Source organism: Parabacteroides sp. HGS0025 (genome assembly GCF_000969845.1).
In the GTDB taxonomy this organism is placed as follows: domain Bacteria; phylum Bacteroidota; class Bacteroidia; order Bacteroidales; family Tannerellaceae; genus Parabacteroides; species Parabacteroides gordonii.
In genome coordinates this window covers 1,341,939-1,364,074 of the sequence record NZ_KQ033902.1, presented here as the reverse complement: position 1 = coordinate 1,364,074, position 22,136 = coordinate 1,341,939, and the positions used below count along the sequence as shown (strand labels likewise).

22 protein-coding genes are annotated in these 22,136 nt (G+C 45.8%); 4 read left to right on the top strand and 18 right to left on the bottom strand.

Annotation, left to right across the window (positions count from 1 at the left end):
* Positions 1-44: 44 nt before the first annotated feature.
* The 3 genes from serS to HMPREF1212_RS04975 all read right to left on the bottom strand — a co-directional run bounded on the left by serS (position 45) and on the right by HMPREF1212_RS04975 (position 3,102).
* Positions 45-1,319: a serine--tRNA ligase gene (serS, locus tag HMPREF1212_RS04985; RefSeq protein ID WP_046148632.1), complete on the bottom strand. Its 1,275-nt coding sequence runs from the start codon at positions 1,317-1,319 to the stop codon at positions 45-47.
* 78 nt (positions 1,320-1,397) lie between these two features.
* Entirely contained in the window at positions 1,398-1,928 is a 531-nt protein-coding gene (locus tag HMPREF1212_RS04980; protein WP_028727578.1) for a C40 family peptidase, read from the bottom strand.
* 157 nt (positions 1,929-2,085) lie between these two features.
* The gene (locus HMPREF1212_RS04975) at positions 2,086-3,102 is read right to left on the bottom strand and encodes a DUF1848 domain-containing protein (RefSeq protein WP_046150233.1); all 1,017 of its coding nucleotides are present in this window, start codon (positions 3,100-3,102) and stop codon (positions 2,086-2,088) included.
* A 92-nt stretch (positions 3,103-3,194) separates the two neighbouring features.
* On the opposite strand from HMPREF1212_RS04975, the gene HMPREF1212_RS04970 reads away from it, so the two are divergent.
* The 3 genes from HMPREF1212_RS04970 to HMPREF1212_RS04960 are packed head-to-tail and all read left to right on the top strand — an operon-like array spanning position 3,195 to position 4,131.
* Positions 3,195-3,434 carry a hypothetical protein gene (locus tag HMPREF1212_RS04970; protein ID WP_157316949.1) on the top strand — a complete coding sequence of 80 codons (240 nt, stop codon included), beginning with the start codon at positions 3,195-3,197 and terminating at the stop codon, positions 3,432-3,434.
* A 5-nt stretch (positions 3,435-3,439) separates the two neighbouring features.
* Positions 3,440-3,652: a DUF3791 domain-containing protein gene (locus tag HMPREF1212_RS04965; protein ID WP_046148630.1), complete on the top strand. Its 213-nt coding sequence runs from the start codon at positions 3,440-3,442 to the stop codon at positions 3,650-3,652.
* The gene (locus HMPREF1212_RS04960) at positions 3,649-4,131 is read left to right on the top strand and encodes a DUF3990 domain-containing protein (RefSeq protein WP_046148629.1); all 483 of its coding nucleotides are present in this window, start codon (positions 3,649-3,651) and stop codon (positions 4,129-4,131) included. The genes HMPREF1212_RS04965 and HMPREF1212_RS04960 overlap by 4 nt, the downstream gene beginning before the upstream one ends.
* On the opposite strand, the gene HMPREF1212_RS04955 is transcribed toward HMPREF1212_RS04960, so the two are convergent.
* From HMPREF1212_RS04955 to HMPREF1212_RS04890, 14 genes are all read right to left on the bottom strand, one after another.
* A complete protein-coding gene (locus HMPREF1212_RS04955) occupies positions 4,118-4,582 on the bottom strand; it encodes a hypothetical protein (RefSeq protein ID WP_046148628.1) in 465 nt (154 codons plus the stop codon). The two genes, HMPREF1212_RS04960 and HMPREF1212_RS04955, sit on opposite strands and share 14 nt — an antisense overlap.
* Positions 4,583-4,597: 15 nt before the next feature.
* Positions 4,598-5,008, bottom strand: coding sequence for a D-Ala-D-Ala carboxypeptidase family metallohydrolase (locus tag HMPREF1212_RS04950; RefSeq protein ID WP_046148627.1), 411 nt, complete (start codon positions 5,006-5,008; stop codon positions 4,598-4,600).
* The gene (locus tag HMPREF1212_RS04945) at positions 4,989-5,207 is read right to left on the bottom strand and encodes a hypothetical protein (RefSeq protein WP_046148626.1); all 219 of its coding nucleotides are present in this window, start codon (positions 5,205-5,207) and stop codon (positions 4,989-4,991) included. The genes HMPREF1212_RS04950 and HMPREF1212_RS04945 overlap by 20 nt, the downstream gene beginning before the upstream one ends.
* Positions 5,208-5,251: 44 nt before the next feature.
* Entirely contained in the window at positions 5,252-5,698 is a 447-nt protein-coding gene (locus HMPREF1212_RS04940) for an HU family DNA-binding protein (RefSeq protein WP_046148625.1), read from the bottom strand.
* Between the two features lie 210 nt (positions 5,699-5,908).
* Positions 5,909-6,394 (bottom strand): hypothetical protein, encoded by a 486-nt coding sequence (locus tag HMPREF1212_RS04935; RefSeq protein ID WP_046148624.1) that lies wholly within the window; start codon positions 6,392-6,394, stop codon positions 5,909-5,911.
* 118 nt (positions 6,395-6,512) lie between these two features.
* Positions 6,513-6,785 (bottom strand): HU family DNA-binding protein, encoded by a 273-nt coding sequence (locus HMPREF1212_RS04930; RefSeq protein ID WP_046148623.1) that lies wholly within the window; start codon positions 6,783-6,785, stop codon positions 6,513-6,515.
* 59 nt (positions 6,786-6,844) lie between these two features.
* On the bottom strand, positions 6,845-9,871 hold the full coding sequence (locus tag HMPREF1212_RS04925; RefSeq protein WP_046148622.1) for a BACON domain-containing protein: 3,027 nt from the start codon (positions 9,869-9,871) through the stop codon (positions 6,845-6,847).
* A 15-nt stretch (positions 9,872-9,886) separates the two neighbouring features.
* Positions 9,887-11,047: a BF2992 family fimbrillin-A clan protein gene (locus HMPREF1212_RS04920; RefSeq protein ID WP_046148621.1), complete on the bottom strand. Its 1,161-nt coding sequence runs from the start codon at positions 11,045-11,047 to the stop codon at positions 9,887-9,889.
* A gap of 30 nt (positions 11,048-11,077) precedes the next feature.
* Positions 11,078-12,214 carry a fimbrillin family protein gene (locus HMPREF1212_RS04915; RefSeq protein ID WP_046148620.1) on the bottom strand — a complete coding sequence of 379 codons (1,137 nt, stop codon included), beginning with the start codon at positions 12,212-12,214 and terminating at the stop codon, positions 11,078-11,080.
* 21 nt (positions 12,215-12,235) lie between these two features.
* Entirely contained in the window at positions 12,236-13,555 is a 1,320-nt protein-coding gene (locus tag HMPREF1212_RS04910) for a fimbrillin family protein (RefSeq protein WP_198293251.1), read from the bottom strand.
* A gap of 53 nt (positions 13,556-13,608) precedes the next feature.
* A complete protein-coding gene (locus HMPREF1212_RS04905) occupies positions 13,609-14,577 on the bottom strand; it encodes a fimbrillin family protein (protein WP_046148618.1) in 969 nt (322 codons plus the stop codon).
* A 12-nt stretch (positions 14,578-14,589) separates the two neighbouring features.
* A complete protein-coding gene (locus HMPREF1212_RS04900; RefSeq protein ID WP_046148617.1) occupies positions 14,590-15,543 on the bottom strand; it encodes a fimbrillin family protein in 954 nt (317 codons plus the stop codon).
* 32 nt (positions 15,544-15,575) lie between these two features.
* A complete protein-coding gene (locus HMPREF1212_RS04895) occupies positions 15,576-16,982 on the bottom strand; it encodes a DUF3575 domain-containing protein (protein ID WP_232430045.1) in 1,407 nt (468 codons plus the stop codon).
* A gap of 462 nt (positions 16,983-17,444) precedes the next feature.
* A complete protein-coding gene (locus HMPREF1212_RS04890) occupies positions 17,445-18,359 on the bottom strand; it encodes a tyrosine-type recombinase/integrase (protein WP_052724917.1) in 915 nt (304 codons plus the stop codon).
* A 750-nt stretch (positions 18,360-19,109) separates the two neighbouring features.
* On the opposite strand from HMPREF1212_RS04890, the gene HMPREF1212_RS04885 reads away from it, so the two are divergent.
* Positions 19,110-19,583, top strand: coding sequence for a YdeI/OmpD-associated family protein (locus tag HMPREF1212_RS04885; RefSeq protein ID WP_046148615.1), 474 nt, complete (start codon positions 19,110-19,112; stop codon positions 19,581-19,583).
* Positions 19,584-19,747: 164 nt separating this feature from the next.
* Here the strand turns inward: HMPREF1212_RS04885 and HMPREF1212_RS04880 are convergent, their stop codons facing one another.
* Positions 19,748-22,129 carry an ABC transporter permease gene (locus HMPREF1212_RS04880; RefSeq protein WP_046148614.1) on the bottom strand — a complete coding sequence of 794 codons (2,382 nt, stop codon included), beginning with the start codon at positions 22,127-22,129 and terminating at the stop codon, positions 19,748-19,750.
* Positions 22,130-22,136 lie beyond the last annotated feature (7 nt).

The following is a 22,136-nucleotide window of genomic DNA, read 5'->3' as shown; positions in this document are numbered from 1 at the left end:
TTCTCGGCAAGAGGATGCAGCCTTTTTTATATAAGGTAATATGCTTATTTAATCATATCGAAACCAGTATAAGGGATCAACGCTTTCGGAATGCGGATACCTTCGGGAGTCTGGTTATTTTCGAGCAATGCAGCGACGATACGAGGTAACGCCAGCGCACTACCGTTCAGCGTATGACACAGCTGAGTCTTCTTGTTCTCATCGCGGTAACGACATTTCAAACGGTTTGCCTGATAAGTATCGAAGTTAGAAACAGAGCTGACTTCCAACCAACGCTGCTGTGCTTCAGAATACACTTCGAAGTCAAAGCAAAGAGCAGCAGTAAAGCTCATATCGCCACCACACAGGCGAAGGATACGATACGGAAGTTCAAGCTTCTGAAGCAAACCTTCCACGTGATCCAACATCTCCTGGTGAGACTGTTTTGAATGTTCCGGTTTATCGATACGCACCAGTTCCACCTTTGAGAACTCATGCAGACGGTTCAAACCGCGTACGTCCTTACCGTAAGAACCGGCTTCACGACGGAAACATTGTGTATAAGCACAATTCTTTATCGGCAATTGTTTATCATCCAGGATCACATCGCGGTAGATATTGGTTACCGGCACTTCTGCTGTCGGTATCAGGTAAAGATCGTCCACTTCGCAATGATACATCTGTCCTTCCTTATCGGGAAGCTGACCTGTACCAAAACCGGAAGCAGCATTTACCACTGTCGGCGGCATAATCTCCATATATCCGGATTTACGTGCTTCATCCAGGAAGAAGTTGATCAGGGCACGTTGTAACCGGGCACCCTGTCCTTTGTAAACCGGGAAGCCTGCTCCTGTGATCTTCACACCCAGGTCAAAGTCTATCAGGTCATATTTCTTTGTCAATTCCCAATGGGGCAGCGCATCTTTCGGCAGTTCTGTTTCCATACCGCCCATTTTCTCCACCACATTATCTTCTGCACCCACACCTTCCGGCACTTCATCGTAAGGGATATTCGGAATCGTATAAAGCAGATTCTGCATTTCTTCCGAAGCCTGATCCATTTCAGCCTGGATTCCCTTGCTGATTTCCTTGATATCGGCAACACGCTTTTTAGCAGCCTCAGCTTCTTCTTTCTTGCCCTCTTTCATCAGGCCACCGATAGCTTTCGACAGCGAGTTCACCTCTGCCAGGTTATTATCTAATTGATTCTGTGTACTACGTCTTTTATCGTTCAGTTCAATCACTTTAGCGATGGTTTCCTTCGCATCTTTAAAGTGTTTCTTCTCCAGACCACGAATTACGCGGTCTGTTTCTTCCGTAATCATTTTAAGCGTCAACATACTTGATCTATGTTTATTTATTTGAAGTGCAAAGATACATAAAAAAGCAACTTTCGGCCTGATGTTCACAAAAATATCTTACTTCACCCTTCCGCCTGTTATCCAGCTGCGTGTGAAGTAAGGTTCACTCAGGCTACTGACCATAACCCCCTTTGAAGTACTGGTATGGATAAACTTCCCGTTTTTCAGGTAGATACCTACATGATTAGGTACTTTTTTCTTCCCACTGCCAGTCCTGAAAAACACCAGATCGCCCTCCTGCAACTTAGAACGGCTCACTTTCTTACAGTTATATTTCAACATATCAGCCGACGAGCGTGCCAATTGTTTTCTATAAACTTCACGGAACATGATGGCTACGAAACCGGAGCAATCCACTCCCCTTTTAGTGCTTCCGCCCATCCGGTGAGGAGCCCCGAGCCATTTCGCTCCCTCATTATAAAGAAAAATATTATCTTCCGCCGTAATACGCACACCATATAAACGTGATAATTCTTTAGGCCCTTTAAAGTCGGCAGGTAACGCGACACGTTTCTTACTGCCGCAGGATGTTAGAGCCAGTATAAACAGAAACAGCCAAAGGCTGAATATGGGATTTTTATATATCATGATTTATTTATTCTCTTTCTGTAGTTGGAGCAATAGGATTAATTCTTAATAACGCAAATATACTCATTTTTCAACACCATTCGAAAAGTCTTTAGGGTTATACCCCTAAAAACTCCACTATACTATCTACTTATTGGGGGTATAACCACAAACACCGTCACATTCCGATTATCGACTCAAAATAAGGATTCTGTTTATGTCGGGCATAATTAGTTTCTGCTATTTTTATCGATGTATTTGCGTAACAATACTCACATTGATGTGGGCAGGTATCATACATTCCAATATCCTTACTGGCTATGCATCCGCAAAATAATCTTTGTCCTTTATCTTTTTCCGGAGATTTCCTCCCATTTCCGAAAAGCTCCAACTGGGTCTCTGCCGGATTATACCCTACAAAGTCCATCAATTGCTTATCACCGGAAAAACATTTGATCATCAACCCATCGTCTATACATTTATTATGGGCAATCCCATACCGATCCAAATTGATTTTCTCTCCACAAGTAGCCAGCGTATAACCCCAGGATGCATTTAAGTTCATTAAACCTCTTGCCAGATACTCCATATCATCCTTTTCAAAAGATCGATAATTAATATGATTCTTTTCCAGATTCGCTTTCACTTTTCTGTATTCCGGAATATCAGCAAAACTGAAAACTAATTTCTTCGTATATCCTTTCAACTGATTACCTATATATTCAACCTTTCCCAGTAAATCATCTTTAGAAACCCGGTCAGTCAACATCATTGGATCAAAACGCCAGATCACCCGGTCACTATCCAACCGGTCGACCAATCGTTTAAACGTATCTATCCGTTCCTGCAAAGGCGGTACATTCCTCTCTAATCCCTCTTTTTCATAATCATTCAATGTATATTGAATATATGTATGTACATTCATTTCCTCTAACTGATCTAAATGCATAAGAAGATGTTTAGGATTTTTAGACCAGAAAACGATCAGCCTTGTATCAGCATAAGACACATAACTCCGCACCTTATTAAAAGGATTGACCCAAACCGAATACCCTTTCTCCAAGCGATAAAAGAACCAATCAGCATAGAAAGCCGGTATATCAGTAGAACGACTGGCAGATACGATAACAGGAGATTTCGCTTTCACGACTTCCCCGCTATCATTTAATATATCTATATGTTCGTTCTTTCTCATACGACAAATATACATGAAATAGTTATTACCTCCGCTTCGTTCTATATCAAACAAAATACTTATCTTTGTTATTCCGACAAAGTAAAATGATTATGGATAAAAATTTATTTAATGCTTTGTTTCCTCTAAAAATACAAAGTCTGCTGGAAGAGCTTAGAAGACATCACTCGCTTTCCCTGCCGGAAGCATTGCGCTTTCTATATACATCCCATACATACGCTTTACTGGAAAAGGAGGAAACCAAGTTATGGCATTACAGTCCCCGCATGTTAGTCGAAATGCTGTTTCATGAAAAAGAAACAGGTGAGGTTTATTTCCCTGATTTAGTATAATTACTATGGAAACAGCTGTACAACAATTCATTATTTTTTGTCTGGAAAGTTATAAGACATCAAAAGGCATTAGCGGTGCCGAAGCCTGGAAAGATTTCGAGCAGTTTGATGTAATTCCTTATTTAACAGAAGGATTTGAAGTGCTTCATACTCAAGGACAAGAATATATCATTGCCGACATTAACGATTACATTCACCACAAACAACAAATAAAATGATCATTTACCACGGAAGCACACAAATTATAGATTGTCCCCGGTTAATTGAAAGCGATCGGTTTCTTGATTTTGGGAAAGGCTTTTATACGACAACCAATCTCGAACAAGCGACTCGCTGGGCAACAATCAAACAAAAAAGGACTGCTTCTGAAGTAGCCTATGTCAACCTATATGAAATAGATAACGAATTATTATCAAACAAAGATTTAGCGATCCTTTTATTTCCGGAAGCAAATCGCGAATGGCTTGAATTCGTGACTGGAAATCGGCGGGGAAATCCCTTACATGAATATGACATTGTAAAAGGAGCCGTAGCTAATGATACTATTTATCAAACTCTGGTTCTCTACGAAGCAGGAGCTTATACCGTAGAAGAAACTGTCACCCGGCTAAAAGTACATCGGCTTTTTGACCAAATTGCTTTTCATACAGAAAGAGTTTTGAGAGAGATCACGTACCAAAAGACTATTTTAGTTTAATCAGCATCACCAGAAATAAGATTACCAGAAACACAAACACCCACCTGGCAGAAGATAAATTCACAACATGCTCTTTTTGTAAGGAGTCAGAAGCAACTGAACGGCTGCTGCTCACTGATCCGGACTTAACTGACGTCTTTGTTTCTATTTTACCCTGATCGTCGATAGTGATATGGGTAGCGGAATGTACCGGTGCCCGCGTAGCTATGCGGCAACTGTCAGGACGGAGCGTATCCGGACGACTGGTATCGAACACGATATGTTCTATATCGATCGTTTTATTCCGGGAAGCCTGGAATAAATCCTGCAACAGCAGGCTGTCGCTTCGTACAGCCTGTGCTTCGGTAGTCATTTCGCGGTGCATGCTGCCTTGCCGCCCGGCACTACAACCGGGCAACAATACAAGCAGTAAAACAATAAAAAACATTAGAAACTTATCTGATAGACTCATACAACTCCTCCCCTTTCATTTATTAATAATGATCTGATAACGGTTCGCCCCTTTCACCCTGAGTGAAAGATGCAGGAACTTCTTACGTTTATACAGAATAGCCTGGTCGAAAGGCAACTTGCAAAAACGCAGCACATTCAACAACACCTCCGGATCAGGCACATAACAATCGGCCGCCTCCCCTTTCACATGCTGGCTCGAAGGCACGCCACCCACCAGCTTATTCACTTCCGGACTACGATAACCGCTCGTTATCGCAATGGGCTGTGCGTAAGCTATTCGCAACGGTTGCAGCAAACGCTTCACCAACTGTTTCATAGCTAACTGAGCCTCAAAAGGCGGATCGTTCCGCAACCCGTTCTCCACAGCCACCCGGCTATATGTCATTTCTTCCCAGGTAAAATTCCTACTTATTTTCTCGTTCATCCTGAATTGATTTTACTTTATACGAATAATCCACCCCAAACAAAGCCCCGGCAAAGGTGCAGGTCTCCCCGAAAGCCACCAGCACACTACTATGGATCTCCCCTTTCGGAGCAATCCAGAAACCGGAGAAAAGAAGGACAATCCCGCTCAATACGAGCAGGATTGCCATTACCAATTGAACTGTCAGTTTCTTTTTCATACGTTCCTCTGCTTTTTTTAAACTGTCAATTTTTCAAAATCGAATTACTCGATAACAGGACGATCGTCTTCACCCTCGCTGTCGTTCTTCTTTTCAACGACTTTCACGTCATCTTCTTCAAACTTCGCGAGTTCGCTGGTCCAGCGCAAGCTGGCACCCGGCGTAAAGATGATACGTGCCTTTTTAATCATAGAAGCATTAAATGCCTCCTCCGTATCCGCACCCTTCGAACGGACAGAGAAACGAAAACTTCCGAATTCACCCACCTGTACGATACTTCCCGAGCGAAGCTCCAAACCCATCACCCAATTCAGCGAGTCGAGTATCGCCTTTACATCGGCACTCGACATAGCCGAACGGCTGGAGATCAATTCACACAATTTTTCCATGTCACAATAACTCGACGATTTGGCTACTGCATAGGTCTTCACCTTGTCTTTATCGTCGCCACTAAGCACCCGACGTTGCACTTTTCTGAATTTCAATGCCATAACTTTTAAGTTTAAATGGTTGATATATTTGTTTCAGAGGAACGATACAAAAGTAAGGAGATACAGATATGTTAAAAGCGCAACCGACCTATTCAATAAAGTACTATTTACCAAACCATTATAGATATAATAAATCTTAATTACCCTTTTTTCACGATACTTCGTTGCGGCGTTTTTGGTGATCATTTAACTATTATCAACTAAACGGTATCAACCATTATAGTCGTCCTTAATTTCTGTTTTGCCGGATAAGATCAGGAGTTCTTTGGAAGTGGGTTTTTCTTTGCTGATATTTTCAGCCAATGTTTTGACTTTTTCGGAAAAGTTGAAACAGATGGTAATCGACATAGCCAGGCGGCTTAATGAAGTTTTGGCAGTACGTTCTATCGCTTCTATCAGATGAAGCGTTCGGATAAACAAGGCAGGATGGCGAAGGGTGTAGCGGATATGTCCCATCACGGTTTTCTGTTGAACAAAGTCGGCGTAAGCTTGCCGGTCATGTGCGATCACGGCTTCTATAAAAGTCTGTTGAGATGGGGGTAATGCAGTCCAGACACTAAAAGAAACCTTATAAATTTTTTCAAGGAACTTTTTCCGTCCTTCTTCCGACATAGCATCCAGGCTACGGTTAAACTCGTTTACATCAGGAACTTTTCCATTAGGGAATAAAAGCTCAAACTTATTCTTCTTTTTCATATATATAACAGACAGGTTTCACTTATTAATTAAAAAGGAACTGTAACCATTACAGTTCCTTTTATCAGACAATTACCCGGAGTGATATTTCACACCGGCGGCATATACCCCGCTTATTTTAAGAATTCAGAGCCTTGAGTAAGAACTTTCCGGGTTTAAACTTCACACTCGTACGAGCCTCTATCACACAGGGAGTACCTGTATGGGGATTACGCCCTCCCCGCCGCTTCTGCAGCCAGGGCTCAAAGCTTCCAAATCCCTGGAGCATGATGGCCTCATGCCCCAATGTTTCTTTCAGTATATCCTGAAAAGCATTGACAAACTGCCGGGACTGACTCTGAGAAACATTCATCTTTACTGCTAATTCGTTTACTAATTCAATTTTGTTCATAATTCATTTTCTTTGATTTTTGATAAATAATTTCTGTTCCTTTATATTATAGCAATTTCTTACCTGAAGCGGTTCTGGAGATCACGGACGCAGCGAACACTGCCACCGTTGTTCGAGGTCTTGGTGAAGAAGAATCTGCTAGCATCAAAGTAGTGTATGCACCGATTATTACCATCACCTTTGTAGACCGAACTACTCCAGTACCATCTCTCGAACCCGCTGGCACCCTCTGAGCTCTCTATTTCCTCTTTGTTATTATAGATAGCACGTAACTCTATCAAAGTAGGTAAACGCCAACCGGTACCATCCTCATCCAATTCAGAACAATAACTTTGCTGTACAGAATAAATACTAGTACCAGTTTTTTGCCCCTTTTGTATTTGTATAGAATAAGAACCTGTCATTGTAGGAGGCTCGGATAAATTGACATCCGTGATACCATGAGAGGGCGCTGTATCTGTTCCATCAGCATCAAACGGAGGATGTGTTGTCCAAGTGTATTTATCTCCACTCATTTGAGTATAATAATCCTGTAATAAATTCTGATCGATTGTTACAATAAACCCAGTCAGAGCAGCCGCCTGATTAACCTCCACTGTTTTTGAATGATCACCACCGGGTACAGCAATAGTAAATGTAACAGAACGGGCACCAAACGAATTCGCAGTAGCTGTAAACGTCAAAGTCTGCTTTGTATTCCCAATTTCAGATGATATAATATCAGGTGTAATACCATCAGTCGTCACAGATGGGCTCACTGTCCAAGGCAAACCGTTTGTGCCTTCCACCTCTACTGTGCCAGAACCGCCTGTTTTTTCAAACGACAATTCCGTTGGGAACACGGTAAATGTAGACCCCGATCGCTTTACAGCCACTGTTTTCTCTATATTCCCTGCTTTTACTGTTATATCACCCGACAATTCCGTACTATTGAGATTCATTCCACTCGCTGTATATCCTACAGTCTGACTACTGCCATTCGTTGTTCCCGGAATCGAGCCTGTCAGGGATAACCAATCAGGGGTGGTAATAGAAAAGGGTAATCCTGAAGTTCCTTTAAACGTCAATATTCCACTGGCGTCAGCCGTTGCAGCCAATGTAACAGGACTGCCTGAAGCAGTCAGCGACGAAGCTTTCTGGCTTACCGTTATTTTCGCAGTCGGCCCCGTGGATGGGTCTCCCGCACGGACTGTTATTTCATCACTTCGGGACTCGGCATTCGGATTTACCGGCACATTATAATTTATATTCTCGGCAGAACCGGTTGTCGGGCCACCGGAACTTTCAGCTAAGGTAATCCAACTGCCATCCGTTACGCTGGCCGCCCAGTTCAATCCGGCGGTAGCCGTAAAGGAAGAGGTCAGACCGTTAGCAGCCTCGGCATTTACCTCTTTTGAAGAACCCGTTACGGTAGAACCCACCTGGGTAACATTGATATCTTGTTTCAATCCGGTATAACTCACATTCCCCACCGATGCCCCGGCTTTTACCGTTATTTTTCCTATACGCTCCGTTGCCGACGGGTTACTGGTTTTCGCCCTGACAACCAGCGTTTGTGTCTCTGCCGGAGCTTCATTACCCGATGTAGCCGGATTTGCCGTTGCCCAATCCAACCATTCTCCGTCACTTAAAGCAGCCGACCATTGCAAGCCACTCGTTGCTGTAAAGGAAGAAGAGCCTTCCGAGCCAGAGGCAGCCTCCAGGGATATATCCTCCCCTTTTGTCAAGGTCGAGCCACTTTGCGTAAGGGTGATATCCTGATCTATACCGTTCACTTTCAATGTAAACGTCACTCTTCTATCTTCCGCCTCCGGATTGGCGGATGCAGCCTGAAAGGTCACCCTATAGGGGCCATGATAAGAAAACGTTGCACCGGCCGAAACGGAAGTACCGTCTAATAAAGCCGACAACCACTGGGGCATATCGAAACTCCACGGTTGACCCGGACGGGCTGTGATCTGTACCTCTTTTGTTCCACCTTTCTCCGCCGGCATCTTTCCCTCGTCAACGATAATGGGAGGTATTTTTCCCACCGTGATACGTTCGTCGGAAACATCGATACCAACCAGGGTGACACTCATCGTATAATGTGAGTTGCGTATAATATCATAATTATTCATACTACTGCCCGGATAGAACCGGAAGGTAACCTCCTCATACCTCACCCCGCCCTGCACTGCCGTTCCGGTCAGTTCGATACAGGTTGCATTCGTTACACCGGTACCGGTCTTTTTCTTTTCCGAGTCGACAGCATCCGGGCCACTGACCGTTCCTGCCATGTTTTCAGGCAGATACCAGTAGATCGTTGCTCCATCGGCACTGGCCGTTCCACTATACGTGCCATAACTAAGGCCGGATAATTGTGTTGTCGGAGCTGTTACCTGCGATTTATCAGGGACGGATCTCAGCGCCACCGAGATCGGAGTAAACGTAAACCCCTCTCCCATTGAATAAGTAAACGTGATCTTGGCCAGGAGACGGGTCAGCTCCACTTCGATATCTTTCATACCGGTGGCAACCACCTTCCCCTCCCACATGCCTACCATCCGGCATAAGTTATCATTCGGTAAGCCTTCATCGGTAAAAGTATAGGGTAACGCATGTATTTTTAATGTAGCTTCATCGACTATTTCACCCAGGTCGCCCGCGTTAGATATGAAATACACATGGCTATTGCTCTCGTCCTGAATCTGTTTCAGTTTCAGGTTAACCGTAGTGCCGGTCATCGATTCGAAGTATTGGTTGAACAGACGCACCCCCGTTGTTGCATTATACTGCCCGACCCATAGGTTGGCGATCAGGTTTTCCCGGTCGGCCTCCAGTGCCGTTGTTGCACGTGTCTGTAGCGTATCAGCCACACCGGCTACCGCCAGTGTATCCGACTCGACCGTGCCGTTGGGGGTAAAAATTATGCTACGGGTAACGGGAGTCCGGCTAGCCAGCACGTTCAGGTTGAACCCGGCCTCCACCTCCTTCAAGGCATGAGGCGGAATATCCTCTTCTTCCACCTCCGTCTCAGTGCAGCCACCAGCAACAGTAAGAAGCAGCCACACCAGCAACCATATCGTTTCATTCGTCCGTCTCATTGTATTTCATTTTATTTATTCCTCCGCTCCTACATTGCCATTCCCACTCCAATCGATGTCATCCCATTGGGCCACCGTTATAGTCGTTCCTATACCTTCGTTGATATCCGGATCGGTAGGGGACTGGTCGGAACCTCCTACACCGGAGTCTGTAAAAGTGATCGTATTCCAGTTGAGCACCTTCATCAACAGTGAACTTTCGTTGTTCTTTACCTCAAGTGTGAAGATATAGCGCTTACCGGCATCGAAAGTAATATGCTGATCGATCGTAGCCCGCAAAGTAGCCGTTTCCTGATTCCTGACTACGGTTATCTCCACATCGAACGCCTTATTGTCTTTGGGAAGGACAACCCCTTTCGTCTTATTCAGCCCCATTCCGTCAGGGTCGGATGCAGCCTCCACCGATTCAAATTCTCCACTTTCAAACGTCACGGTTGCCTCACTGCCCGTGCTGCCGCCGGTAGGTGTTATCCCCGTATCTTCTCCGGCCAGCAGGCTCGCTCCCGAAGAAGATATCCCACTAACCGCCAGCTTCGTCCCGTATAACGTATTAAAAGGAAGCGCATTCTCCGGCGAAGGAGCCACATTGAACACTACCAACGCACATTTCCGGCAAAAAGTAGCCAAAGTCACCAACCGGGAAGTGGCCGATATGGTTACGCCACGAACAAAAGAGGTCATCACATCCTCTTTATGGGGAATATCGGTTATCCGATAGGTATCGTCTATGCCTTTTGCCAATATCCGTGCAGGTGAAACGGCATAGAAGTCGTACACACCTCCCTTCACTGTCAAACCATTGGCTTTCCCTTCTATCTTTTTGCCTGTCGCATCGACCAGGCAGGGCGACAACGAACCGTCGGCTCCGATCACATAGGTAGCCTCAAATGAAGGAGCCGATGCGGAGAACAAGACCGGTTCTTGTACACTTTCCACACTTCCTCTGAAATAAGCTCCGATCCGTACCGTCGTACCTTTGGGAAGCGGCGTAGGGACAGCAGTCTCTCCTGTACGGGTCAAAAGCTCCGGCACTCCCAGATCGGGTTTGCCGAAGCTGAGGGTTACCGGCCGGCTCTCCTCCGGTACGATCTCCTCCACCGGCCCCGCCGTACACCCCGCCAGCAGGCCACCGGCCAGTACCCCCAACAGATACACTTCTACTCGACTCCGTTTCATCTTATTTCGTTTTGCTCTTTAATTGGCACATTATTCCATCGGCACCTCAGTAATCCCTCCTTCATTCCAACCGGCTACTACCACATTGGCTATCTCGATTCCCTGCGGGGACATGCCGATGTTGTAGATGTAATTATTTCCCTTTTCCCAGTTTACCGTAAAGGTTCCGGGAGCATCGGTATCTCCGGTGGGCGACATGGTGAAGATACGCTCATCTTCGAGCGTCAGCTCCAGGGTGACATCGTCGGCCACTGCCGGGATCACCAGACCGAATGCCTGTACCGGAATGCCGGCCACATCGGCCGGTTCACTCACACCGGTTCCTATGGTACGCATATCGCCACCGGCCGTAAACGACAGTTCACCTGCAACGACCACCGTATCACCCAGTTCACCCGTAAAGAGGTTCAGTGTAGCGGCGGCGGACTTTTTCAATCCCCCACTGCTTTTCAGCACCACCTTTTTCACCTTACATCCGGCAAAAGCCGTTCCGCCTTCTTTTTCCAGCACACGGAAACTGACCTTCGCCAGCGCATGATTCATCAGGAGCGACACGGCCGGATTCCAACGATCCATCTCTGTTGGAACTTGGCAATACAGGTAATCAGCCTGATCGATATCCCACTCCACACTGCCGGTAACCTCCGCTGCTCCAGCAGCAGGTACAGTAAATTTGAACGTCTGCCGGTCGAGCACCTCCACGTTACCCATTACAGGCACCTTTAGTATACCCGATAACGACACACTCTTTTCCGCCGGAGCATAAGCATACACCGTTCCTTTCACAGATGACAGCAGAAGGGCCTCCTGTCCGGCTGCCGGCTCCCAAGCCGCCGGAGTAGCCGCCGCATTGTAAATAAACTGTACTGTCGTATTCCCGCTGTCATAGGCACTGACTGTCCCACTCCCGTCCTTCTTCGTAACACAAAGTCCCACCTTTGTGAGCGGATTAGGATTTGTACCGGCTATATCGTCACCCGGGCCTCCCGTGGCAATACTTCTCGACTCCACCTCTACCGACAAGCCCAGGTTCTTTACCCCGAGGGGAACCTCCGCTCCGCCTTTACCATCGTCCCCACCGCCACCCACGGAGATCATTGCTTCCGTACAGGCATTGGCCAGCAGAAGAAAGACGGCTGTCGAAAATGTATAGATGAACTGTTTCATGGGCTTTGTTTTTGAGAATAATTAAAGAGGTATTTCAGGTTGCTCCTTGTCTTCCCACTGTTTTACACTTACATCCACAACCGTCAGCTTAGTACGACTGGCCGAGAAGGTATAGATATAATTCAAACCGGCTGCCCAGGTGTTACCCGGCAGAGTGATGGTATAGTCAACTGCAGGCTCAGCACCTTTCTGCAAAGTAATCACTACATCAATCTGATCATCTCCAAAACCGTCGATCGGATAGACAACAGTACTGACTGTTTTAGAAACGGTCTTACCGTTTGTTGAGGTTGGAGTGGTTCCCGTCGGGATAAAAGCATGTTCACCTTCGGCTTCGCCCTCTTTGATCTGTCTCATCAGTATATAATCGGTTATCATACGAGCCATAGAGGTAGTGGTAGTCGTTTCTGTGATCGCTCCGTCTTTCAAGGCCATCTTACCGTCTCCGGTTTTGAACAGATTGGAGCTACCGGCATGATTCTTAATCTCGAACTTCGTGAATTTCACATCACTGTCGCTTAGATTTCCGCCGTCGTAAACACGGAAGGAAACCATCGCCATCGCATGTTTCATATCCAGGTTAATTTCGTAACCCGGGTTGGTGATACTGGCATTATCCCCGTGACCCGGAGTAACAAGCGGCTGGCCGTCGGCACGTCCGTTATTTACGTTACGCCCATTCGTTCCGGCAAAATAGAGATAATCATTTTCGGTAGATGAGGACAGATTAACCAAGTCGTCAACATTTACTGCAACCCATGCGTTTGCGCCATTCCACTTTTTCTTTGCATTGTTAGTCGCAGCATCGATCGCCTCTCCCGTGGCAGGAACGGTTACAGGGATTTTAAGGCTGGATTCGTTGCTGATGCCTGCCAGGCCATTTGCCGCATCCGCTTTATACGGATAATAAGCATACACCTTTCCAATCTCTTTTGTCAGATAATACGGGACTTCTTTCGTTGCCTCATACGTGCCACCTCTCTCCGTGATTGAAATCCAATTGGCTCCCGCTTCATCCCCCATATACCATACATGGTGTTTTTCTCCATCGTCGTCGGGAGTATACCAGCCGGTTACGTCGCTGTTGGTTATCAGCACGCCTATACCAGGCGCAGTGGCATAGTCGGTATAAGTAATAACCTCACCGCTTACCACCGATTTACTAACCGATCTGGCTCCGGCCTCCACCTTCAGATTTGCCGCAACACCTAATGCAACCGGATCGTCATTACCACCCGGCTCCGGATCTATTGCAGTCTCTGTTTCCGAACAGCCTATCGCTGCCAGGAGGGCTATCAGCATGGCCCACATAGTCACAGTCTTTTTCATTTTTGTTTTCATTTTGATTGATCTTTATTGTTATTACTTTTATCTTGACGCAATTTCTATGGATTCTAAATCGGCCATTCGCCGGCATCATGTTCTGTCCAGGCCTCTACACGGACAGAGGATATCCGTACCACACCGTTTCCGCTGAAAAAAAGCGAGACGACATGACGCCTGCCGGGTTGAAAGCCGCCTTCCACCGTGACGGATACAGGGGTTACAGTTTCCACTTCATTTCCCCGGCCGTCTTTTGTTGTCGTGATCTGCAAATGCAATGGATGTTCCGCCGTACCGTCGTCCACCGGAGAAACCGGAAGCAGGATATACCCCTGGGGGTCGGGAAGTTCCTCTCCTTCCGCAACCTGAGGAACCGTCAAACCGGCGACATCCTGCACGAGGAGATCCTGTATTTCGCCTTCGGAAGAAATATCCGCCAGCGACGGAGATTCGAGCCGGCAATCCAGCTCCTGCCGCGTATGTACCCCCACTACCTCCATCTTCGTGACCGCTCCCCACAACTCCGCCCGGTCGCCATAACAGGCCCATGCGACCTGCGTCAGCAGATGGCGGAACGTACAGGTGTGTACCGGCTCATATATGCTGCCCGAAAGGCAGCCTGTAGCCATTATATCCGTCTTTCCGTCTACGGTAAACGTCGCCTTCCCTGTTTGCAGATCTAGCATACCGTCTCCTAACGGGTAATACCCATGTAAATGGATCATTCGCCCGTCCGGCGGATACCATTGGGGCTCGTCAAACACGATCAGCCGGGAACCGGCACCTCCCTCACGTACCGCTTTACAGACACTCCACGCACCATAACTGTCCGCAGATGCTGCTGTTTCATCCTGCCGGGCAAAGCCAACTTCCAATTCTCCTTCGTAGCCGGAGCCGATCACCCCGCGGGTGGACAGGCCGATCATCCCTTCCAATCGAACCGCCGGTTCAGGTTCAGGCAACTGCACAGGATTACCGTCCGAGCAGGCGGCAAGGGCCGGCAACAGGAAAACGGAGGCTATTTGTATCAATTTATTCATCGCTGTTCGTTTTTACTGTGGAGTCACAACCACACTGCCCCTGTTACCCGACACCCATTCGGCGATGCCGGCTTCCGCCAGTATCTTACCGTCTTCCGTAAAAGTGAGTGTAACCAGGTGCGATTGTCCGGCTTTGACGCCATTGCTAATGTTATTTATAGCAAGAGCCTGCGTCCTTTCCCGCCCCTTATACGTCGCTGTTATTTCCAGGTCGATGGCCGCTGCCTCCGTTCCCATATTTGGAACCGGAAAAAGCATCAGGTAACCGATCAGCGGATTTGTTGCGGTAGCGACTGAAACGGCTTCCGGACAGTTCTTTACTGCCAGTGTTTGATTCTGTAAACCGGTAGCTGTCAACTTAGCCCCATTCGTTTTATCCAGCGACAGGGTCAATGCGGTATACGCATTCGTTACTTTTATAGAAGTAACCCCCGTCCACTGGGTGACAGCGTCTGCAGAACCAATGCATTTGAATTGCAGCTGGGTAAGCAGGTGCTGAAAAGTAAGTGAGGTAAATTTCTGATCCAGTGAACCCGTCTGCACCTCCGTTGCCATAATGTCCTCTCCACCCGTTATCGTATAGTTTACGCTCACCGGATTTGAAGTAGTGCTTCCCAACGCCTTGCGGGGATAATAACCGATCAGGGCCGATTGGACGTTCCCCGACAGATAGTTTTGTTCCGGATTAAAGGTAATGGATGTCTTGCCCACACCGCCGGTGCGAACGGCTTCGATGGCCGGACTTTCCCAGTCGGAAGCTGTAGCCGAATGATCGATGCGGGCGAACGACACATCCAGGTTTTCGGCATAACCGGCATCGATCACCGTGCGGGTGGTTTGTCCGATACCGGCGGTGATACGGATCGCTTCCCCGCTGTCTGCCACCACCGGGGCTTCCAAGTTGGTACAACCGGCCAGAAAAGCGGCGGCCAACAGGCTTGCCTGTAAAATCTCAGTTGTTCTCATATTATACCAGTGTTACATTATTACTCTCTTTCTTATCTGATCTGAAAACGATACACCAGGCAGACTTTCAGGCCGGCCATAAAGCCCGTCGAGACAAAACGGGCCTCCAGATAATTCCTGTCGTCTATCTTATCGTAACGGTATTTCTTTCCGTCCGAAACCGAACGGTAGCCTGCCCTCACATTCACTTCAACACAAAAGCCTCTGCCCAAAGGAACCAGGCAACCCACGGAAGCACCCATCGACCAGAAACGACCGGTACGGCCATAGACCACTTCTGTATCCGGATCAATCGCGCTGCCGCGCACATCAAAATCACCGTATTCACCGAACAGTCCGGTGGTGAGCCACGTAAACCTGCCGGAGCGCAACGGCCAAAGGCGGGGTTCGACTGATAATTCGGACACCGACCAGCGGTCGCGCGTTTTATTCTTGTAGGCAAAATCGGAATACATGCCCGATACCACCAACGACCAACGACCGGCAAAATACCATTCCACCTCCAGGTTAGGCATAAACGAGCCGGAGTGTATCTTCGTTTCGCCTGCTCCCAAGAGGACGGAAGGTACTACCCCGAACCAGGGAAGCAGGTTGGTCTTGATCGACATATAGACAGGCGATCCTGTGCGCTCGTTTTCTACCACCGGCATTTCCTTCATCGGCTTCTCTTCCGCTGTATTCTCTTCAGTAGCCGGCTTCTTTCTGACCAGCCGTACCGTTTCGCGCGTCGTCACGACTACCGACGACGGGATATTTCCTCCCAATGTATCCACAACCGAAGCCAGGCAGTAGTCTTCCAGCTCCGAAGGATTGAACAGAGGATCGTCGATACGATAGACCACACGGTCGTAACCTCCCGCCTCGCCTCGTCGGAACAGATCGACATAAGGGATGGCTCCATATTTGGTTAATGCTTCCCTGACGGCTTTCGGATAGCGGCTTTCGCTATACCGGATGGACGTATTGGCAAACCAGGGTAACGGTGATTCCACCAGATAGACATGTACCCGGTCGCGGTAACTGCCGCTACGGTCGATATAAAATGCCACGCATTCACCCCAGATATCCAACCGAGTTTTCAGATAGGCACGGATACGGTTCGCACGGAGCGACGCTTCGTTGACTACGGCATCTTCTCCCGCATCGTAAGCGTTTACATGCGAGATGATAAGCAGATGGCAACTACCGTTCAACAACCGGTTTCGGAAAGCAGAGAGCAACAGCCCCATCCGTTCCAACTGGTAGGCGTTATCGCCGTAATCAGCCAGGAACATATCGTTCATTTCCTTAAAGGAGAATAAAAAAGATTCCGCTTTCGTATAAGAGGTGGTCTGTGCATTTGCCACCGGAAAGAAAAGCACGGAAAGCAGGAACAGGCAAAGTGTCGTTCGCTTTACTTCCTTGATCCTTTCAGATATTTGCCGGTTCATCCTATACATACCCTATCTTCTCTTGATAATCAGTTTTTTCAATTTTTGCCTCCCTTATTTTATAAATAAGGGAAAACCGTTAGAAAACACCTTCGAAGAAGAAGGATTTTAGCCTTAGAAATGGCAAAAACACAGGATTGGAATCTTTTTAAAATACTTTTTCAGGAAAAATGAAGAACTTCGGTAATCAATTTTTTCTAACAGATATTAAAGAGATGGCATTCCCAGCCCCCTTTATGCCTACATCTCAAAAAATCAGGTTGTAAGACTATAAAGCAAGCTCGTGTGTAAATATACATTAAAACAATGTGCATTTTTTAATAAAATGCGGAAAAAGCCTTGTTTATTAGTAGGAATCTATCTATGTTTGCATAGTAGTCTACCTCATTTCATCATTCAGAGAGATTATAACGGTCTGTGTTTGAGATAGAAATACAGCCTTTTCCCTTATTTATAAAATAAGGATATTCCCTACGCTCTCATCATAGCCTCCACTCCTTCCGTCACCACATGAATTGCTTCCGTCATCTTATCAAGATCAAAGGCGGACAGATAAATACGGGTTGTTTTTTCCGAGGTATGCCCCAGCGCCTGGCTGATGATGGCGATCGGCACTCCCCGGTGGTAGGCCTCCGAGGCCCAGGCATGACGGAACACATAGGTGGTAAGCACATCCAGCAGTTCCAAGTCGAGACAGATTTGTTTAAGGTACTGGTTTTCCATAGCCAGACAATGCTTATACTGTTCGTGGGTGGCATCCTCCGGCAAGACAGGAAAAAGATAATGCGTATCCGTACAGCTATACCGGTCTATCAGCAACCGCATCCCGGGATTCACCTCCATCCGGATCAACACACCCGTTTTTTGCCGGTGGTAGGCCAGTACCTTACCGCCATCTTCCAGATTAGCCTCCGTAAGATGCGCAATATCGACAAAAGGAATACCGCAAGCCAAAAACGAGAACAGGGCCATATCCACAGCGAGTTGTTTACGGGGCTCCTCTTTCAGATCGAGCAAAGCCAGTTTCTTGATCACTTCGGTCGATACAGCCCTTTTCACCGTCTCCTCCCGCTTCAAACGAATACCGGCAAACGGCGATTCCACCGGACGGCCTTTCCATCCCATGCAAGCACGGTTATACATGGCGCGCAGGTTACTGATATAACTGTTTACGCTATTTGTCCTGAGCCCTTTTTCCTTCAGCCATTTCAGAAAGGCACGTACCTTCTGTGGCGTAACATCCTTTAGCGAAAGTTCACCTCCGCCCATGAAAGATTCAAAATGGTTCCGAACAGTCCTATACAGGTCTGCCGTACTTTCATCGCCTGCAGAACGTTTCTCCTGTTCCTGCCAGCGCATTTGTTTACTAAAATCCTTGTGTTTCATAACTTTTCCCTATTTTTAAGAAGGGTAAAGTTACAACAATTGCCGGGAGATAAAGGTTACCTGCTACAAATACAGAAAGATATCGATAACCCCTTTTTACTTTCATAAAGTCTTATATTTCGGATTGCAAATAACAGTCATTTTCCTTAAAAAGGATATTACAGAAAAATATATGACCATTTTCCCTCCTTTTTGTTTCCCTTCCCCAGATTCATCACAATGATTTTTTGAATCATTACAATGGTTTGCTACAGTCATTGTAATAACTCCGGACAGTTATTGCAATAAATCCACTGAATCATCGTAATCATTTTTTTAACACACTGCAAAAAGCAAATAAAAAGACTAAAAATCATCCTTTTAACACCCCAAAAACAATAAATAGCGCTCTCTACATTGCTGGAAGCTCTCCTGATACAACCTTTTTCAAACTGACGAATTATTATCCATCCCATTTCTTACCTACCATCTTCCCCTAAATCATTATAATGATTTCTTTTCAGACTTACAAAACACATCCTTTATCTCATATTCTCTTCCTTTCTGTCAATACTGAACTCCATATAGGAGATACATAACAACTCTCTTTCATCCCCTCCGCCATATAAAGCCAGGAAACGAAGGATAAATTGACAGATTGATACAAGTTCAATTATTTCTATATACGAATCTCAATTTATCACATGACTACTGACATACTGTTGTCACAACGATAGTATATATTTGTAGATTTAATAGTAATATTGCAAGATGAAAACAGAAAAGCCATTAGTAGATAAAGAGTATGTATTAGAAAAAACGGAAGGAAAAGGAGCTTGGACATTTGTCGAAATCCCGGAAATACCTATGCCTAAGACTCCTTTCGGGATGTTGAAAGTAAAAGGAAAGATAGATGATCATGAGTTTTCCAATGTACATCTGATGCCTATGGGAAACGGACATCTGGGTCTGGCTGTCAAGTCGGAAGTAAGGAAGAAAATTAAAAAACAAGCTCCTGATACAGTACACATTACGCTATACGAAGATAAAACACCATTGATAATTCCCGAAGAACTATTATTGTGCATGGAAAATGAGGATGGCCTTTTAGAAAAGTTTGAAAACTATAATCATGGTCAAAAAAAGGCATTTATAGATTGGATTTATTCTGCAAAAACAGAACAAACCAAAGCCAACCGCATTGCCAAAACGATAACAATGATACAGAAGAATGAGAAGATTTGAAAGACACATATATATTATTGATTATCAATTACAAAACATTTTTTAAGTCTAAAAACATAGGCAAAAAACAAAGAAAACACACCAAAAACATAGGCAAAAGAATAGCCATTGATGAGTCAATGGCTATTCACAGTTATCCAAACGAGAGAGGTTGGAAGATTTATTTACTCCGTTTTTATCGACTTCACCGGATTGGCCAGAGCCGCCTTTAGCGACTGTAAGCTGACTGTCAGCAGGGCAATCAGGGTAATCAGTAAGGCTACTCCTGCAAAAATATCCCAGCTAAGCGTTATCCGGTAAGCATAATCTTTCAGGTAATGATTGGCGGCATATAATGAGATAGGAATACCTATCACAAAAGAGATCAGTAAAAGTACCATATATGCTTTGCCCAATAAGAACAGTATATCGATTATCTTAGCTCCCAACACTTTGCGGACACCGATTTCTTTAGTCCTCTGTTCGGCAGAGAAAGCACTTAAGCCCAATAACCCTAAACAGGAAATAAAAATGGCCAAAGCAGCAAACAAGGCCGACAGTTTTTCCACCAGATGCTCTTCTTCAAACATGCGGTCGAAACGGTCTGTCATAAAGGTCGGTTCAAAAGCATGATAAGGCGTAAAAGAACGTAATACAGTCTGTATCCGGCCTATCGCTTCATACCTATTGATATCCGGTTTCAGGCGGATAAACAAAAAACTGGTTCTCTGGGGTGCATAGCTAAATAATACCGGGCCGGGTTGAATGGCATAAAGATCTTCGAATACAAAATCTTTCATAATGCCGACTATCTCCCATTTATTATCCGGTGACTGGCCGAGTTTTCCTCCCACACGACCTTCTTTCCCCATCCTTTTTGCCAGGGTTTCATTGATAAGAACGCCTCTGCTTCCTCTACTATTTTTCTTAGCCGGATCAATATCCGTTCCATCGATCAGCTTTATCCCGGCAGCATCAACCAGACCGTCCGAAACGAAATTGAAAAAAACAGATGTATCGTCATCCGGATCTTTCCCATTCCAATACCAGGGATTTGTTCCTAAATAAGCCTTTAAAAGCGGACTGCTTGAAAAACCGCAACTTTCAACCAAACCGGTATTTATCAGTTCATTCCGTACAGACGAAGAGGAATTACATAGTTCCGTCGTAACAGGGAAACTAACCAGGTTTTCTTTTTTCATTCCAATATCACGGTTTTGTGCCAATTGTATCTGAAGATAGATAACCAAAGTGGTACAAATCAAAATAAATGCCATCGTAAACTGAAAAACAACCAATCCCTGACGAATCCAGACAGCACTCCCCGTCTTGGTTACTTTCTGCATTTTCAATGTGGTCAACGGATTGAAAGAAGATAAAAACAATGCCGGATAACTACCGGCCAGGAAAGTACAGAACAAACCGATCGCCACCAACCCAAGCAAAATTGTCGGATTGAAAATACTGAAAGTTAATTGGGTTCCTATAAACTCGTTAAAGAAAGGCAGGCTCAGCCAGATCAGCCCGATCGACAGCAGGAGAGCGATTCCAGTAATCATTCCCGACTCAACCAGAAATTGCCTGATCAGGTATTTCCGTTTAGTCCCGAATGTTTTTCTGACCCCGACCTCCAGTGCCCGTTTCTGCGAACGCGCTGTCGAAAGATTCATAAAATTGATACAGGCGATACACAGGATAAGTATACCGATAAGAAAGAAAAGGGAAACAGTTTTAATATATCCGCCACCGGTTTCCACGCCATTGACAAACTGCCCGTACAATAGTCTTTTGTTGAGCGGATACAGGAATATGTGTAAAGAATTATAGTCTCCTCCCTCTTTCCGGTAAGCCAACCCTTTCAACTTCTCATTCAATTGGTTCAGATCCACACCGGGTTGCAGTTCGACATATGTTTGTAGCCAGGAATAACCCCAGCCATTCAAATCGAAATTTTTACTCTGAGCCAGCTCCTCGACGCGGAAAGGAATCAACCATTCAAACTGAAAGGAAGTATTACGCGGCATATCTTCAAACACCCCTGTCACCTGATATATGACTCCCTCATTGAGTAAGCCTTTTCCTATGGGATCTTCCTCTCCATATATCTTCCGGGCCATCGAACGGCTGAGAACGACAGCCTGCTGAGGTTCAAAGACCGAATGCATATCACCTCTTAAAAACTTCACACCGATCATTCCGAAAAGAGTGGAATCGGCGTATGCTCCTTTTTCCTCGAAAGAACTGGTTGTATTTTCAGGTATAAAAATCAGTGTTTCATCATTATACCTTGCACAGCTTTTCACCTCGGGAAACTCGTCATCCAGTGTTTTCTTCAACGGATTATTCGTTTCAAAATAAGTTTCACATTCTCCCGAAGCGGAAAAATAGTGGAGTGCACCGACATATATATTCCGGGAATTGGGAATCGCCTTATTGAAATTCACTTTACTTTCCACCCAAAGAAAGATAAGTGCAGCCGATGTGATACCGATTGCCAGTCCGACAATGTTCAGCAGGCTGTATATTTTATTCCGGAAAATAATCCGGAGAGATTTACGTATATTCATGGGGGCA